The sequence below is a fragment of the Paenibacillus sp. J22R56 genome, assembly GCF_056269375.1.
This window is the reverse complement of the sequence record NZ_JBWDNV010000013.1, coordinates 98,704-114,580: the sequence shown is the minus strand read 5'-3', so window position 1 is coordinate 114,580 and position 15,877 is coordinate 98,704. Positions and strand designations below refer to the sequence as shown.

The window sequence follows — 15,877 nt, the reverse complement described above, 5'->3', positions numbered from 1 at the left end:
ATAAACGAGCCTCTGGAATTCAGTTTCCGGAGGCTCGTTTATTTTTATATAAGAAGAAGCTTCGACGTCATCCCTTAACCGATCCTGCCGTCAGGCCACGAATGAAGCTTTTCGAGCCGATGGCGAATAGAACGAGCACCGGCAAAGTTCCGATCGACAATCCCAGAATTTGAGCCGCAAGATCGGTTCTGTATGCAGACCCCAGCGTCGTGATGCCAAGCGGGATCGTATACATTTCCGGCTTGTTGATGACGATCAACGGCAGCAGGTAGTTATTCCACGACCAGAGGAAGACAAGCAGAGACAACGTTGTTACTGCCGGATAAATAAAGGCCAGTACGATCCGAAAGAAGATCCCGAGATCCGAACAGCCGTCGATCCGCGCGCTTTCGATCACCTCCGCTGGTACCGCGCCGCGAATGAACTGCGTCATCCAATATACGCCAAATGCGTTTGCCACCCAAGGCAGGATGAGCGGCATCAAGGTATCGGACAGGCTCAGATAGCGCATCTCGATGACATACGCAACGAGGCCAAGCTGGCCCGGAATCATCATCGTCAGCAGAACGGCTCCGAATATTTTCGATTTATGCCGGAAATCGTATTTCCCAAACGCAAAACCCGCAAGTGCGCTGACGAACACCGACAACACTGTGCTGACTGCCGAAACGATAAAGCTGTTCCAGTAGGCCAGATCAAACCGGCTCGCCGCTACCGTCTTGAAATTTTCCACAAGGTAGTTTCCTGGGATGAGTACGATTTTCGTAAAAAGGTCTTCATTCCTGTAGGTGCCCATGACAACCATAATGTAAAACGGCAGCAAGGCGACGATCGACAGCAGAGCGATACTGACCGTCGCCGTAATGGTACGAGATCGTGTCGTCATTTAAGTGTCCTCCCTGTAGAACTTGGTGCCAATAAACGAGAACAGGGCAATAATGAGGCAAAGCCCATAAGCAATCGCCGCACCTAATCCGTACCGGGTCGTGCTTCCGAATGCCGTATCGTACATATTCCAGACGGTTGTCAGGCAGCAGCGTTCCGGTCCGCCGATGACCGCCGATGCCGATCCCATTCCAGCGCCGCCGAGCAGCAGCATCGGTTCCTCTAACAATTGGAAGCCGCCGATAATCCCCGTAATGGCAACAAAGGTTGTTACCGGGCGAAGCAGTGGCAAAGTTATCGTCCAGAATGATTTCATGCCGGTCGCCCCGTCGACGGCAGCCGCCTCATGCAAATCTTTCGGGATGTTTGCAAGCCCCGCGAGATAGAAGATCATTGTGTAGCCGAATCCCTTCCAGAACAACATCAGCACGATAACGATACGCGCATAGATTGGTTCGCCAAGCCAGTAAATCCCTTCGTCGATGAGACCAAATTCGAGCAATAGCTTGTTGACGAAACCAGCCTGCCAATCGAACAACAGGTTGAACATGAGTCCAACCGCAACCGGCGTGACGATGTACGGCAGGAAATTGACGAGCTGGAAAAAGGCTTTCCACTTCACGAATTTGCTGTAGAGCAGCGCGGCGATCGCCAGGCCAAAAGCCATCTGAAGCGGCAGCGACACGCCTACGAACAGCAGCGTATTTCCGACTGATGTGAAGAAATAAGAGTCTGGGTTAAACAGGAACGCATAGTTGTCCAGTCCAACGAATGATTTTTTACCGATCCCGTTCCAACTCGTCAGACTTACATAGAACGAAAACAGGATTGGAATTAGGCCAAAGACCACGTAGAACAACATATACGGCGACAGAAATAAATACGGCACCCATCTTCGTTTCACGGCATCCATCATTCTCACTCCCATCGTTTATATTGCCCGCGGAAAGCGCAAAGAGCGGCCGCCCGGCCGCTCCCAGCGTCTCTGCCGCATCCAGCGAGCCGTTATCCGAACGTGATGTCCGGCAATTTCGCCTTCAGCTCTTTTTGAATCCGGTCCATCGCCTGCTCTACGCCGAAACTTTTATCCTTCGCTAGAGTCTGCAGCACAATGCTCATGGCTTCGTCGAGCACTTGGTCGTTCACATTCTCGGCTACGTCGGTCGTCACCCCGGAGATGTCAACGAAGAACTTCTCCCCGATATCCTGGCTGCCGAAGTTTTCCCATGTCCAATTGGAGAACTCTTTATTTTGATACGCTTCCTTGAAATGGGTAAATACACCGTCTTTCTTCTGCGCTTCCGCGCCTGCCTGCGACATCGAAGTAAACTCGATCCATTTCCATGCGAGGTCGGCGTTCTTCGCGCCTTTTGGAATACCATGCGACGAGCCGCCTCGGATATAGCCGCCCTCTGGAGCTACCATAAGTGCCCACCGATCGGGCTTCTTATCATTTGGTCCGATGACATATTGCGGCATCCATACCGGGCTTGGTGTAAATAAATATTTGTCGCCGCCAAACGAGGCGTTCCAGGCCGGCGTCCATTGGTCAAGCTTGTCTACAATGCCCGCATCGCGGAACTGGACGAGCCGGGATACTACGCTTTGGAGCAACTGAACGTTTAATTTGTTATCTTCGAAGTACGGCTGATCCCGCTGGCCCTTCAAGATATCGTAAACCCCGCCAAGGCTCGGGAACATCATGACCTTACCGCCGCTCTTGTCCAGAACTTCTTTGCCCTTGTCGATAAAGGCGTCCCAGTTCGGCAGCATCGCTTCCATCTCTTCGGGATTGTCCGTACCTAGATACTCTTTGGCTAACGGCTTGATGTAGGCAACACCGGCAACGCTCATATCGTCCGGAATAGCAACCAGATGGTCGTTCAACGAGAATGCCGGAGCGTCATACTCGAATAACACATTCCGATCCGCCATATAGGGGTCTGCTTCCAGATCTTCGAGAATATCCATGCTGAAAATCTTTGCCTTCTGCCCACGCTCGATCCGAATAACGTCCGGCAGCTCGCCGCCTGAGGCGATCGTCGTCTGCAGCTTTTTCGGCACATCTGCCGCTTCGACCTGCACCCGCTTAATTTTGATCCCCGGATATTTCTCGTTAAAGGCCGCTATCGCCGTCGGATGTTCCGGCTCCCAGGTCCAAAGCACGAACTCCCCTGAAAGCTCCTTAATGCCGCCGTCTTCTACAGCAGCGTTATTCTCTGTTTCTGCCGCTGGGGCGCTTGTCTTGTTGTTTCCTCCGTTGTTGCCTCCACCCGCGCCTGAACATGCGGCAAGCAAACTGATTAGAAGCAAAGTGGTCATTGCCTGCGCGATTCCTCTTCCCCATTTCGAACGACGCATCCGAAAGCCTCCCTTAGGTTTTTGATTACGTTCTCATCATATACAAGTCTCTATGAAAGCGTAAACAATACAAAACTGCACTTTTGGTCGGGATCCTGCACTTTGCTTCACCGCCCCAAATATGTAGAGTATAATGGAGTCACTTATGACATGGGAGGCTGCCCTCGATGAAGATCATATTGGTGGATGACGAGCGTATTGCGCTGGATCATATTAGAACGTTGATCCCATGGGAAGAGAACGGATATGAAATCGCAGCGGCGGCAACAAACGGAAGAAGCGCGCTTCGCCTCTGTGAAGAGCACCGTCCCCAGATCATGATCGTGGACATCCGTATGCCGGTCATGGACGGGCTTGAGCTCATCCGCGCGGTGGCCGAGCGCGGATGGGGGGTCAAATTCATCGTAATGAGCGCTTACGAGGATTTTAATTACGCCCGTCAGGCGATTTCGCTAGGCTGCGTGTCGAGCTACCTGATCAAACACGAAGTTGATCGAGACAAGCTTATACAAGAGCTTGCGAAAGCAAAGCTCGCATGGGAGATGAGCGAAAAGCAGCGTAAGCTCTCCCGCTCCGAGCAGCTGAAGGAAGCGTTTTTCGCCTCCGGTCAGCAGGCAAGGTACGGCGGACATATCGCGCGGCCGCCGCTTTGCGCGCTCCTCTTGCAGGCAGATGTACCATTCACGACAATCCCAGCCGTCACGGCAACTCACGATACGAACGGAACTACGGGATGGAAGGAAGAATTTAAGCATGCGGAGAAATCAACGAACTGGGAGTTAATTGGAGAATTCACGCATGGAGCAGGTCGGCTGGTTGCGTTGTTCGAACAGTGCGACAAAAACGCACCTCTGCAGCGTGATACCTTTTTCACGCTTGCATCGGCAGTGCAGCGTGGGCTCGAAGATCGGCTTGGTCATACCCTCTCACTCTATTTCGCTTTCGAATGTACCGATATTGCGCATCTACCTGACTTAATCCGTAAACTGGAAGACGCCGCGCGACATACCGTATTCTCTGGCCGTGGTGCTCTAGCATGTGCGGATGATCTTCCTTTGCCGGCACGAATGGCACCTGTAAATGTGAATAGTGGTCGCCGGTGGCTTGACGCGGCGGCATCCTCTCTAATGCAAGAGGATTACGGCAGTTTTGAAAGCGTTATCAAAGAGTGGTTCGACAGTCTATCACGACCGGAATGCGATTTGAACGGTTTGTACGAAGCCATCCGTGCGCTGACCACCCTGTATCGCGAACGACTTGCGGCAGCGGGACTTCCCGAAGCAGATCCGCTAGAACCAAGAACGGCCGGTCCCCTTTACCATATAGCTGATATACGCGAGCGACTTATCCGTGCTTTCGGAGAGCTGCGCGAGCAAGGATCGGCTGCCCACAAACAGCTGTCACCAAAGCTGTTGCAGGCGCTACGCTACCTCCATGTCAACTTCCAAAGCGAGATTGGGGTAGAGGATGTCTCTTTCGCAATCGGCATTAGCGTTAGATATTTGCACGAACTGTTCAAGCGAGAGCTAAACCGCACTTTCCTTGATTACTTGACCGAATACCGAATTAAGCAGGCTAAACTGATCCTCATGCACGAGGACGCCAAAATGGCGGAAGTTTCCGCTCGCGTCGGCTACCGTTCTCCCCAGCATTTCAGTCAAGTGTTCAAACGGCTGACAGGCGTTCTCCCCCATCAGTTCCGTGCAAAGGAGCAGGCCCGATGACCAGACTTCGCACCGTCATTTTTTGGAGAATCGTTATCGTCGCCGCCGTCAGTTTCCTGCTGTCCATCGCCTTTACATACTACTACTATAATCATATCCTGATCGGTCAAATGATGGCGGAGGACAAAGCGAAGCTGAGCCAGACAGTTCGCCAGCTCGACTATATGTCCGATGACATTTCCAAATTTACATTAACGCTTATCATTGCCGAGCAGCTGCAGGAGTTCTACAAAACATATGATCAGCTTGACACGTTTGATCAGTTTAAGATGATGCAGACCACGTTCAAGTTCGTCGATGGCTATAAAGGCCTCCGCAAGGAAGTAACCAGCTACGCGATTGTGCTCCCTGACGGACGCGTGTTTTGGAACGCAGCTGGAAACGACGGGTATTTTAGCGAGCGCTTGAAGGAGCCGTGGTACTTGAACTTCGTCCAGTCAGGTGCTGAGTACGGCTTCACCGAACCCCACCTTATGCTTGCAGACCAGAAACCAACTTCCGAGACGACAATCATCAGCTATGTCGTGACGGTGCGGGACATCGAGAAGCCAGGACAGACGATTGGCAAGTTTATCGTCAATCTCGACTACAGCCATTTTCAGTCGCTGCTCGACTTCAGTCCATTCGTGAACATGGCTTGGCTTAATGATTCCGGCAACGTGTTGTATGCGAAGCCAAACGGCGACAACCAAGAGGTTGCGAGCCTAGTCAATGATCTTAATGATGCCGCGAGTAAGGAAGGAGCATTCCGCGCGAACAACGGTTACCTGCTTGTAGACCGATTCGAAACATCCGGCTGGCGGCTAGCCACCTTCATCTCGCAATCGTCGTTGTTCGACCGGGCTAAGATCGTCTTGTACCTGCTCGGTTTCTTCACGCTTGTCAGCACCACGCTTATCCTTGCCCTTATGATTCCGGCCATCCTCCGCATTACGCGTCCGGTTATGCGGCTGTATAGCGCCATGAATGCTGTATCGAGCGGTAATTTGCAGACATCCGTACAGATCAATACAGGTGATGAGATGGAAAAACTGGGGAATGGGTTCAACCGGATGACGAGCCAGTTGAGGACTCACATCGAAGAATCGATCCAGCACGAGAAAGACAAGCGTGAGCTCGAAATGGAACTACTGCTGTCGCAGCTTAATCCGCATTTTGTGTACAATACACTAAATGCCGTTATTTACATGGCCCAAAAGCAAGGGAATGAAGATATCGTCCGCATGGTTGCCGCTTTTATTCGAGTGCTTCAGGACGCGGTAAGAACGGGTGGAGATGATTCGCTTGTCCCGCTCCATGACGATGTCGCGCTGCTAAGGGATTACATTGACATTCAATCGTACAGGTACGCCGATATGTTTAAGGTGGAGTGGGAGTTAGATGATCAATCGCTTCATTGTCTTGTGCCGCGCATTCTGATTCAGCCGTTTGTCGAAAACGCGATTTTCCACGGCATATGTCCAAAGGACGAGCCCGGTACGATTCGTATTGCCGCTCTTGAATCTGAAAGCCTGCTCCTCCTCACAATCGAGGACGATGGTGTCGGTATTGAGCCGGAACGGCTGCAGACAATCTGGGAAACACAGGAGAAAAAGAGAAGTATCGGCCTGAGGCACATCGGGCTCAATAATACGAAGAGGCGACTAGAGCATTTATTCGGAAGCCATGCGTCCGTACAGATTGATAGTGAAGTTGGTCGGGGTACCCGTGTTTCGATTCGGCTTCCTAAGCTGTACCAAAATAACCTGTAATCATCTTGTTCAAATAAATAAAAATTACCGGAGTCCTAAACAGGCGAAAAAAAACGAGCATGGAGAGACCACGCCACGTTTCAACGCTGGCGAAGCTCTTCCATGCTCGATTGTCATGCAAACTACATCTCCATGCTCGTTGTCACGTAATTCGTATTTAAAGTGTTTATTTATAAAAATAGTTGTACAGGCGATGCATCAACACAGCCGTTTCCGCCCGCATTGTCCACGCTTTCGGATTGATGCTCTGATTCGATCCGTTCACCAAACCCGCATGAATCAATCCGGCAACGCTGTCCTGGGCGTATCCGGCAACGCTGCCGGCATCCTTGAACCCGCTTAACGGTTCCGTTGGCGCAGGTACGGCTTTATTCGCGTACGAGAGCGCTTTGTCGATCAGCACCATCATATCTTGCCGCGAAATGGCATCGTTTGGACGGAATTGATTGTCTCCGGTACCCGTGGCGATACCCATGCCGCGCAAGACAGCTACTGCTTCGGCATAATACGCGTCAGCCGCCACATCCGAAAACGTCTCGCCTTTCGCTCCCTGCAAGCCCATCGTTCTTACGAGCAGCAACGCGAAATCCGCCCGGCTCACGGAATCCTCCGGCCGATATTCGGTCGCGGAAACGCCGTTGATGATCCCTTTGGAAGCCATTACCTCAATGGCCGATTTGGCCCAAGCGAATTTGCCCAGGTCATCGAACGTCTTTTGCACGAATACGACGGCAAATTTGCCGAAATGCGTGGCCTGGAACAGCACGGACCCTGTCGCCGCAACGTAGCGGCCGCTTGGTACCGCGATCGCGTTTCCTTGCCCGTCAATAGACCAGACCGTAATATGCTCGGGATTTGCCTTTTCCTCCGCTGTCGGACTATAAGGGATGCTGATCGTTGCCGGCGCGTTCGGATTACTCCATGAAATCTCCTGTCCGCCGCTGCGAACGCTCAAATCGATAACGGGTCGATCGCCGATTTGCGCGCGCAGTTTTTCGTCCAATCCTCCGATGTTGGCTTGCTGGATGAGAAATTCGATATCGCCCGAAGACAGCTTGCCGCCCAAGAACATGTTGCTTGGCACCGTTACCGTGCTGAGCGGCGTGGAAATTTCGATTTGCACGACCTCGGCGGAAGCACTAAACGCCACAGCAGGCAGTTCCAACACGTGAGAGGTGCTGCCTGGTACCGCGGTTAATGCCAATTGAATCTTTTTGAGTCCTCCGCCCGCTGCCGTCGCCTTGGCGACAGCCTTCAGCCAGGTCGATTCGTCGATTTTCCATGCGACCCTGCCCGTTGAGCCGTCGACTTTTGGCGTCGGCTTGATAACGACTTTACCGCCTTCTTCGGCAATGACGGCAGGCGTATCACCTCCGGAGCCTCCATTGCTTCCCGGGTTAGTGCCCGGGCCAGGATCGCTCGGCGCCGCTACCACCTTCAAGCTCGCAATCGCGTTCGCGTCGTGATCGGCGACGTTCATTGCGCTGTCCACGGTTTTTACTTTTTTCAGCTCGACCGTCCCGCTTCCCAATGCCGTCGCCTCAAAAACCATTTCCGCCAGTACGACCGTTCCGGACTCCCCGGCTATCGGTCCAACCTTCGTAAACGCCAGTACAATTTGGCTGCCTTTTACGGCAGGCGCAACGGCATACCCGAATCGGTCGCTGGATGCGCTTTTGAATCGCAAATGATCGGTGTCGAACGTCGCTTGAAGCTCCGTCGCGTACACGTCGGTCAGCTCCTGACCGATCACTTGAACTCTCACTTCACGGCCGGTGACCGGCTCATTGTTCGAGGCGGAAACCGTATACGACGGTGCGGCGTAAGCGACATCGGCCGCCAAGGAAAACCCGCTCAACAGAATCGAGCCGGCCAGCAGAAGACTTAAGCAGACGAGTTGGATATTTCTCAGCGCGCTCTTCCTCTTGGTATGTATCATTCGCCAACATCCCTTCCAAATGGATAGGGGAGGAAGGCGCTTAAACGCCTCCTCCCGAACTAATTTGCCCATCGTTAAATGATGGACCAGATTCGTTTACTGCGGATTTCCCATGATGCGGTAAGCGACCGCCGCCAGATCCTGCACCCCGATCGGACGCGGCGTTGTAATGCCGAGCGCCTTGTACAGCGGCCAATTGACGTCCGCGTTGCTCTGCCCGTAATATCTTCCGATAACCGCCAAATCTCCGATGGTTAACGCGCTTGCTCCGGACAGCGTTTTTAACGATCCGTCGAATTCGGATATCGCTGCCGTCAGCTGCGCTACCGCTTCTTCAATTCCTGCTTGGGTTAGGATCGGATCGGCCAGCACAGCGTTAGCCGCAGCCAGCTTCGTTTGCAGCAGCGCTTTCGAACCTGACGCATGTTGTCCAAGGAACGAACCTTCTGTCGCGGCGGTCAAGCGGCTGTCGGCCGTAGCAATGGCCGCTCTTAGAGCCGTCTTGTCGGTAACCTCGATCTTGACGTTATGGCTGGTCGAGCTAACCGGCGTTTCGGTGACGCCGTCCGAGATGATTACGTTTTCGACCGTGATAGCGTTAAGCTCGACAGTTGCATCGGCGTTTTTGGCCTTGAAGCTCAGCTCCAACAGTTTATCGGTATTGGAAATAGCCTGGCCTGCGCCTGCCGCAAGGAATCGGATGTTGGCTTCGCCGCCCGAAGTGCCTTCCTGGTCAAGCACGATCGAGAAGCCGTCTACCAGGGAGATGCCCGACACGTATTCCACCTTCGCAGGGTCGTAACGAACGGATAGATCGATCGCATAAACGTCCGACGTCAAGTTGTTCAAACCAAAGTTTATTTTGAAGGCTTCCCCGGATACAACGGAAGCCGGTCCGCTCAGCAGCGCGCCTTCTTGACCGCTGATTGTAATTAGCGCGCTGCCGCTCAAGCTGGAGCCGACGGCTTTCGCCGTTACTTTCACGACGCCGTTCTTTTTGGCCGACAGTAATCCCGTCTCGCTGATGATCGCCGCATGGGTCTCCGAACCGTCCTCCGCGGTTACCGACCATACGACGGGCACTCTTGCGAGCATTTGCAGCGTGCCGTCTTTCGTCGCAATGGAGGTCGCGCCGGCTTCGCCGGAAATCTCCAGCTCCTCGGCCAGTTGAAGCGCTTTGAACGCGCTGCGCAGCGCGTAATAGGAATTGTCCACTGCTTCCTGACCGATTCCGCTATTCGCAACGGCAGCTTGAGCCTCGCTTAAAGCGCTTGCAAAAGTGTTCCAGGAATCAATGGTATAAAGCGTATCATCCAGGTTGTTGACGGTCCCTATGAAGGAGGTCAGCAGCGTTTTATCGACCGCCACTGGGGTAATAGGGTTCGCGGAACCGCCGCGACCGGCTTTGACCTCGTTAAAGTAAGCTTCTACTTTCGAAATTTCGTCAGCTGTCAGCACCCTGTCGTAGATCAGAATCTGTGCGACTCTGCCCATGAAACGGAAAGGAGTTGCAGCCGCCATCGAGTAGCCTACGCCTAGATCCGATTTGTTCCCCGTAAGCGCCTTGGCATTGGTACCAGGGGTACCGATGACGTTGTTGTCTACGTAAACGGCTCTATTGGTTCCATCTAGCTGAGCGCGCACGCTGACCAGGCCGTCCGTGGCAGTTGTCGCAATTTGCTGTCCGCCGCCCGATACGCTTCCATCCGCGTTACCAAAGCGAATGTTAACTCTGTTTGTTCCCACGCCGAGATTAATGCCGCTCCAGCCGTCATTGGCAGCCCATGTTTGGTAAGCTTCATTCAATCCGAAATAAACAAGGCCATTTTGGTCGCTAGAGTTGTTGGCTGTGGTTGTTGGTCTAACAAGCGTGTATATCGTCATCTGCGTGCTGCCGTTATAATCTTTAAAGCCCGCAGCCTTCAGCGGTCTTGAGTTCGCGGCGAATTCCACATAGTCGTATACATCTTTCTTTAAAGCAGGGTTGCCGGTTGGTGTTCCAAGATTATCGCCGCCGCTGCCGGGAACGTTCGCCGGGACAAGCTTCGCCGGGACACTTCCCATATTTGTCCATCCGATTACGTTGCCGCTGCTATCTTTTTCCACGCCTTCATCGGCTTTTAGCCATAAGTCAAGACCGTTTCTAGGAATATCGGCAGGCGTCTTATCGCTCACCACAACGCGAGCGTGCGACTGACTCAGTACTTCGCCGTCTGCTGCCAGTACGTAAATAATGTACGGACCAGGCAACATTGGCGCTGTCATCCCGAGCATGTCGCCGGAAGCTACGGTTTCATCGTCGCCTCCATCGAAATGTCCTCCGCTCGACGAGGATATCCATATCTTTTTAGTCGAGTCATCCAAATCGAGAGCAAATCTTACTTGCCCGCCCGGAGCTACCGATACATCCGCCGGGAGCAGCCTGTTGGCCACCGATACGGTCGTGGTAAAGTTGACGGTTATGGCATTCGGCTCCGTCGGCGTGCTGGCGACCAAGGTCCAGCTTCCTTCGGTGGCGATTTTGTACCCGCTCACAACGGGATTGCCGCTCAGCGTATAGGTGTAGTCTTTGCTCAAAGTCAGTTCAAGAGGCATTACCGCTGAAACTTCGTAATTTTCCCCGTCAGTCACATTAATCGCTGACGCGTTCTGGTCGACGTATACCGTATACTTGGAAGTAGCCGTATTTCTGCCGTCTCCGTATTGGATATAGAGCTTGTATTCACCTGCTGCAGACGGCGCTTTGATTGACTTTTCATCGCCGGCAGCTTTTGTCATCTTATTGCCTTCGTTGAAGACCGTTGTGTTCGCAGGCGCAAGCCAGACCGTGTCTTGGGCATTTAGCAGACCTCTGCGATTCAGCTTTTCTCCTTTACCCATGATGACGTTGGAAGCCAGCTCAAACTCGGTATCCGCGATAAGGCTTCTAGGGATCATATGGGCGTATTCGTTCGTAAGGCCCGAATTCAACACGATTTCGTTGCCCTTAACCGGCCAAATGCGGGCTTCGCTTTTGTAATTGTCGTTAATAATCCTAGGAGCGCCGTTCTGGTTGTTATTCCCGTCCACGTAACCTTGGGCGGCAATCATATCGCTCTTGCGCTTCCAGTTGTTAAATTCAAAAAGACGGCTTTGACCCGCGGCATGGGAGAGCTTAGACTGCACGACGTTGCCAAGCATCTTGATGAACGTGCTGCCTTCGTCGGGATGGAATCCGTTTGTCCAGTTGTTGGAGGTTGTTGGTTTATCCGTTGGATTCGGGTTAAGGAAGTTGTAGTTCATCTCGGTGAAATTCGTCCAGTTGTCAGGATTCCAGTTGCTATTCTTGTCGGTGACGGGGTCGTTAGTCAAATTGTTGACGGTGTCCCAAGTTCCTCCGCCCGGCAAATTACCCGGATCGCCTTGGCGTCCCAGTGAGTAAATGGCTCCGGAGTCGTTTACTACCGTGCAAATTTCCTCTATCCGGTTATAGTTTATTTTGTTATTTCTCGAGGTTGTTGAAATGACTGGAGACCTTGCGATGCTCGTTTCGTGCGTACCATGGTAAGGGCCGCCGGTCTTGTTCGTACCTTGGGCCGTAAAGCCGAACCCGTCATACTCGTCCCAGCCCCAGCCGATGCTCATAGCGCCGTAAGTGGTGTCATAAATGTAATTGTGCATGACCTGCATGTTCGTTGTGTAGAAAGAGGCTAACGCGTTGGCGCCAGGGAATCCGTAGCACGTTCTGTACAAAAAGTTATTGGTGATGTAAATATTCTCCGGTACGGCTTCCGTGCCCGCCGCAAACTTTTCCCTATTAACGCCGGCCCAGTTCCTTATCGGCGTGCCAGAGACCGAAACGCTGGATTCCTGCTTAATCGGCTCATCGTTCTCATAGATATGCTGGGGATGTCCGATTACGATGCCGGAAGCGAGCGTATTCACGATATAGTTGCCCGTGACTTCGATATCCTTGACATCGTTTTCCACGTGGATGCCGTTAAAGCCGGCAAGCCCGATCTCGCCGTTCAGTACCTTAATGTTCCTCGCCGCGTTGATCATAACGACCGCAGGCGGTATGTCATACCCTCGGTAGAAAGTCTCATGCCAGTTGATGCTGCTCGGGAAATAAACTTTGTTCACGATTGAGCCTTGAACGGACGCGTAACCGCGGGAGCTGGTCGTTACCGGACCGGATCCGTCGCTAAGGGTATAGGTGCCCGTCAGTTCAAAGAGTTTGTAGTCGGTATGGGCAAAAGTCAGCCCGTTAAAGGTTACGTTTTTGACGCGTCCGTCATCCGAACCCTCAATAGGGTTCAACCGGTCTCCTACCGGGATTCCTCTTATGTCGAGGACCGTCTCAAGCTTTGGAATGACTACGTCGGCGGTATTGATATCCTCGCCAACAAGCGGGATGTAATAGAGCGTGCTTTCCGCCTGGTCGAAATAGAAATCTCCGCGTTTGTTGAAGAACTCGAAAGCGTTGCGGATGACTTGATTGTTGCCTGGATTGTATTGCGTGTTATTACTCAAAGACTGCGATATCGCCCCATACGGCATCTGGAACCGGAGCATGACGCCGCCTGGTTTGTTGCTCGCTGCCGGCGCCTGTTCGATCGACGCGAAGGTGACGAAAGGTCTTGCCCATCTGGCGGTGGAGCCGCCCATGCTTTCGGCTTCGATGTTTTGGGGGTTTTTCGTTTCCTCCGTCAGACCTACGCTGGCATCAAATACGATACCCGCCCGGATGTTGCTGCCGTTCTGCCACGCCCAAGGGTTATCAGCGGAAGTAAAGCTGACCGTGGGGGTTCCAGTGACGGTTCTGTTAGCCGAAATGATTTGCGGGCTGAGAGTCATGTTGGCGCGCTTATCGTTTACATAGATCGCTCGCAGCTTTTCGTTCCGGTTAAGAGTCGTTTTATACGCCTTTAAACCGCCCGTTTGGGTAAGGCCATCCGCTTCTGTCCATACGCCTTTTTCAAGCATCTCGCCGCCGCTGATTACCGGCTTCGCACCCGGTGCCGCTTCATAACGAACCGTGCTGCTTGCGCTTCCGGAATCCTCCTTGCTAAAAGTCAAGGTTTCGTCAAGCGAATAAAATCCATCCGCAATTTGAACGACGATATCGCCGCCGGACTTAGGCAGCGTCCTTACTACCGCTTTTGCCTGGGCAACCGTTTTGTACGGCTTTTCTTTTGTTCCGTCACCCGTATTATCATTGCCGTTTGCAGCCACATAGATCGTCGTACTCGGCGCACTGTCAGCTGAGACTACCGACCTTGAAAAGGGCAGCATGGAAAATACCATTACGAAAGTCATAATCCAAACGAATGCTCTTTTTCTCACTTCCATAAACCTCCTTGGATGTAAGTAAAATAAACTACACATTACTGCATAAGCCTGAGCGGTAGGAGTGCCTGCTTCTTCGTTTTATTTATCAATAAATAAATAAAACTCGTTTATTGAGCCGTGTCCCCTCCTCTTTCTTCGAATTCACTTCAAAATAGCTCCGGCTGTCAAAGCATTCTCGATCTTCTCGTTGCCTACCAAATAAACGATGATCATAGGCAAACTGGACAGCAGCATGCTCGCGCCAATCAGGCCCCAATCCGTCACTCCCACGTTGATAAAGAAACCAAGCAATCCCACGGTAAGCGGCCGAAATTGATCCTTGGAGGCAATAATAAAAGCAAGCGGGAATTCGTTCCAGATCCGAATGAAGATTAGGACGCATTGCGTCACCAGCGCCGGCATCACGATTGGGAATATGATTCTTATATACGTTTGATAGACATTTGCTCCGTCTATGCATGCCGCTTCCTCCAGCTCCTTGGGCAGCGAACGGAGAAAGGCATACAGCATCAGCACGCAGGAAGCGATGGCAAAGCCGGAATACGGCAAGATAAGACCTAAATAGCTATTCTTGATATGCAGCGCTTTAACCAGCTGGAATAAAGGAATAACGACGACCTCAATCGGGACGATTAAACCCATCGAAACATAGAACAGCATCGCCGAATTGAATTTCCACTCCATGCGGCTAAGACAGTAAGCAAGCATGCTTCCCGTTGCGAGCGTTATGACAATTGTGCCTGCCGTATAAATCAAGCTGTTCTCGAAATACGTATAAAAATGATATTTGGACAACGCTTCGCTGAAGTTCAGCCAATCCAAGGAAGACGGTACGCCAAAGGGATTGTCGTAAGCTTCGCTTTTGGACTTCATCGACATCGTTACCATCCAGTACAAGGGAAACAAAAACGTGCACCCGACGGCTACCCAAAACACTCGACTCAATAATTTCAGAAAGCTCCCCCCTAGCTTAAAACTCCAGTTTTTCTCTAGCTACGTACCTTTGAATGATAAAGGAGATTAATAGGCACTCCAGAATAAAAATTACGGCGATCGCAGTACCTTTGCCAAACTCGGAAGTATCAAATGCCATATAATACATCTGATATATGACCGTCCTCGATGTGTCGCCCGGACCTCCTGCCGTCATGACTCGCACATGCGAATAGAAGGCCATCGAGCCTAACGTAGACAGAATAAGTACGTATTTGATGACATTCTGCAGCAAGGGGATCGTAATTCGCAAGCAAACTTGAACAAAATTGGCGCCGTCGATCAAAGCCGCTTCATAGTAGCTTTTGGGTATGATTTTGATACCCGTATAAAACAGCATCGCGTTGAGTCCGATATATTGCCACAGGAATGTCAACCCGATGCTTGGCATAACCATCTTCTTTTCCGTTAACCACGAATGCGTCCAGGAGCTCAAACCGAGAGAACGGAGAATGCTATTGAACAATCCCCAATTCGGTTCGTAGAACGCCAGCCAGATCTGGGCAACGACCGTAACCGACAAGATAGCGGGAAACATCGCCGCCGTCTTGAAGAATCGACGAAACCTTGGTGTTTGCGCATCCATAAAAAGCGATAGCATCATAGATAGGGGAAGCCCAAGCAATAAGGAGATGGCTACAATAAGGTACGTATTTTTATGAGCGGTCCAAAAGGATGGAGAAGCCATCACATCTTTATAATTATCTAAACCAACAAAACCCAAATTTCGAAATCCGTCATGATTATGCAAGCTCATCCAGATCTCCGGCAGCAAGGGGTATACGCAAAATACGGTAAACAGCAGCAAGGCCGGGGAAGCAAACACAAATATGGACATTTTGGTGCTAAAGTATTTGTTCATCGCTCTCTCCACCGTTTAATTTGTGTCTAAA

Annotated in this window: 9 protein-coding genes; 2 read left to right on the top strand and 7 right to left on the bottom strand. The window is 51.8% G+C overall.

Translation table 11 applies throughout. The features are described 5' to 3' along the window. Window positions 1-67: 67 nt before the first annotated feature. The 3 genes from AC0YNT_RS27575 to AC0YNT_RS27565 form a co-directional block, all read right to left on the bottom strand. The gene (locus AC0YNT_RS27575; protein WP_475807498.1) at window positions 68-886 is read right to left on the bottom strand and encodes a carbohydrate ABC transporter permease; all 819 of its coding nucleotides are present in this window, start codon (window positions 884-886) and stop codon (window positions 68-70) included. Further along, entirely contained in the window at window positions 887-1,801 is a 915-nt protein-coding gene (locus tag AC0YNT_RS27570) for a carbohydrate ABC transporter permease (protein ID WP_475807497.1), read from the bottom strand. 89 nt (window positions 1,802-1,890) lie between these two features. Beyond that, complete coding sequence (locus AC0YNT_RS27565) at window positions 1,891-3,246, bottom strand: extracellular solute-binding protein (RefSeq protein ID WP_475807496.1); 1,356 nt, start codon at window positions 3,244-3,246, stop codon at window positions 1,891-1,893. A gap of 167 nt (window positions 3,247-3,413) precedes the next feature. Between AC0YNT_RS27565 and AC0YNT_RS27560 the strand changes: the two genes are divergently transcribed. Both AC0YNT_RS27560 and AC0YNT_RS27555 read left to right on the top strand, forming a co-directional pair. Next, the gene (locus AC0YNT_RS27560) at window positions 3,414-4,970 is read left to right on the top strand and encodes a helix-turn-helix domain-containing protein (protein WP_475807495.1); all 1,557 of its coding nucleotides are present in this window, start codon (window positions 3,414-3,416) and stop codon (window positions 4,968-4,970) included. Further along, window positions 4,967-6,721 (top strand): sensor histidine kinase, encoded by a 1,755-nt coding sequence (locus AC0YNT_RS27555; protein WP_475807494.1) that lies wholly within the window; start codon window positions 4,967-4,969, stop codon window positions 6,719-6,721. The genes AC0YNT_RS27560 and AC0YNT_RS27555 overlap by 4 nt, the downstream gene beginning before the upstream one ends. Window positions 6,722-6,887: 166 nt before the next feature. Here AC0YNT_RS27555 and AC0YNT_RS27550 read toward each other — a convergent pair whose 3' ends face one another. The 4 genes from AC0YNT_RS27550 to AC0YNT_RS27535 all read right to left on the bottom strand — a co-directional run bounded on the left by AC0YNT_RS27550 (window position 6,888) and on the right by AC0YNT_RS27535 (window position 15,846). After that, window positions 6,888-8,156: an S-layer homology domain-containing protein gene (locus tag AC0YNT_RS27550; protein ID WP_475807493.1), complete on the bottom strand. Its 1,269-nt coding sequence runs from the start codon at window positions 8,154-8,156 to the stop codon at window positions 6,888-6,890. Between the two features lie 600 nt (window positions 8,157-8,756). Beyond that, window positions 8,757-13,991, bottom strand: a complete 5,235-nt coding sequence (locus AC0YNT_RS27545; RefSeq protein ID WP_475807492.1) for a cohesin domain-containing protein — start codon at window positions 13,989-13,991, stop codon at window positions 8,757-8,759. 141 nt (window positions 13,992-14,132) lie between these two features. Further along, window positions 14,133-14,870, bottom strand: coding sequence for a carbohydrate ABC transporter permease (locus AC0YNT_RS27540; RefSeq protein ID WP_475807491.1), 738 nt, complete (start codon window positions 14,868-14,870; stop codon window positions 14,133-14,135). 91 nt (window positions 14,871-14,961) lie between these two features. Continuing rightward, window positions 14,962-15,846 (bottom strand): carbohydrate ABC transporter permease, encoded by an 885-nt coding sequence (locus tag AC0YNT_RS27535; RefSeq protein WP_475807490.1) that lies wholly within the window; start codon window positions 15,844-15,846, stop codon window positions 14,962-14,964. Window positions 15,847-15,877: the final 31 nt, after the last annotated feature.

What these genes read in the sequence shown, in the direction of transcription:
- AC0YNT_RS27575 (WP_475807498.1), bottom strand. Translation starts at nt 886, where the DNA reads ATGACGACACGATCTCGTACCATTACGGCGACGGTCAGTATCGCTCTG.
- AC0YNT_RS27570 (WP_475807497.1), bottom strand. Translation starts at nt 1,801, where the DNA reads ATGATGGATGCCGTGAAACGAAGATGGGTGCCGTATTTATTTCTGTCG.
- AC0YNT_RS27565 (WP_475807496.1), bottom strand. Translation starts at nt 3,246, where the DNA reads ATGCGTCGTTCGAAATGGGGAAGAGGAATCGCGCAGGCAATGACCACT.
- AC0YNT_RS27560 (WP_475807495.1), top strand. Translation starts at nt 3,414, where the DNA reads ATGAAGATCATATTGGTGGATGACGAGCGTATTGCGCTGGATCATATT.
- AC0YNT_RS27555 (WP_475807494.1), top strand. Translation starts at nt 4,967, where the DNA reads ATGACCAGACTTCGCACCGTCATTTTTTGGAGAATCGTTATCGTCGCC.
- AC0YNT_RS27545 (WP_475807492.1), bottom strand. Translation starts at nt 13,991, where the DNA reads ATGGAAGTGAGAAAAAGAGCATTCGTTTGGATTATGACTTTCGTAATG.
- AC0YNT_RS27540 (WP_475807491.1), bottom strand. Translation starts at nt 14,870, where the DNA reads ATGTCGATGAAGTCCAAAAGCGAAGCTTACGACAATCCCTTTGGCGTA.
- AC0YNT_RS27535 (WP_475807490.1), bottom strand. Translation starts at nt 15,846, where the DNA reads ATGAACAAATACTTTAGCACCAAAATGTCCATATTTGTGTTTGCTTCC.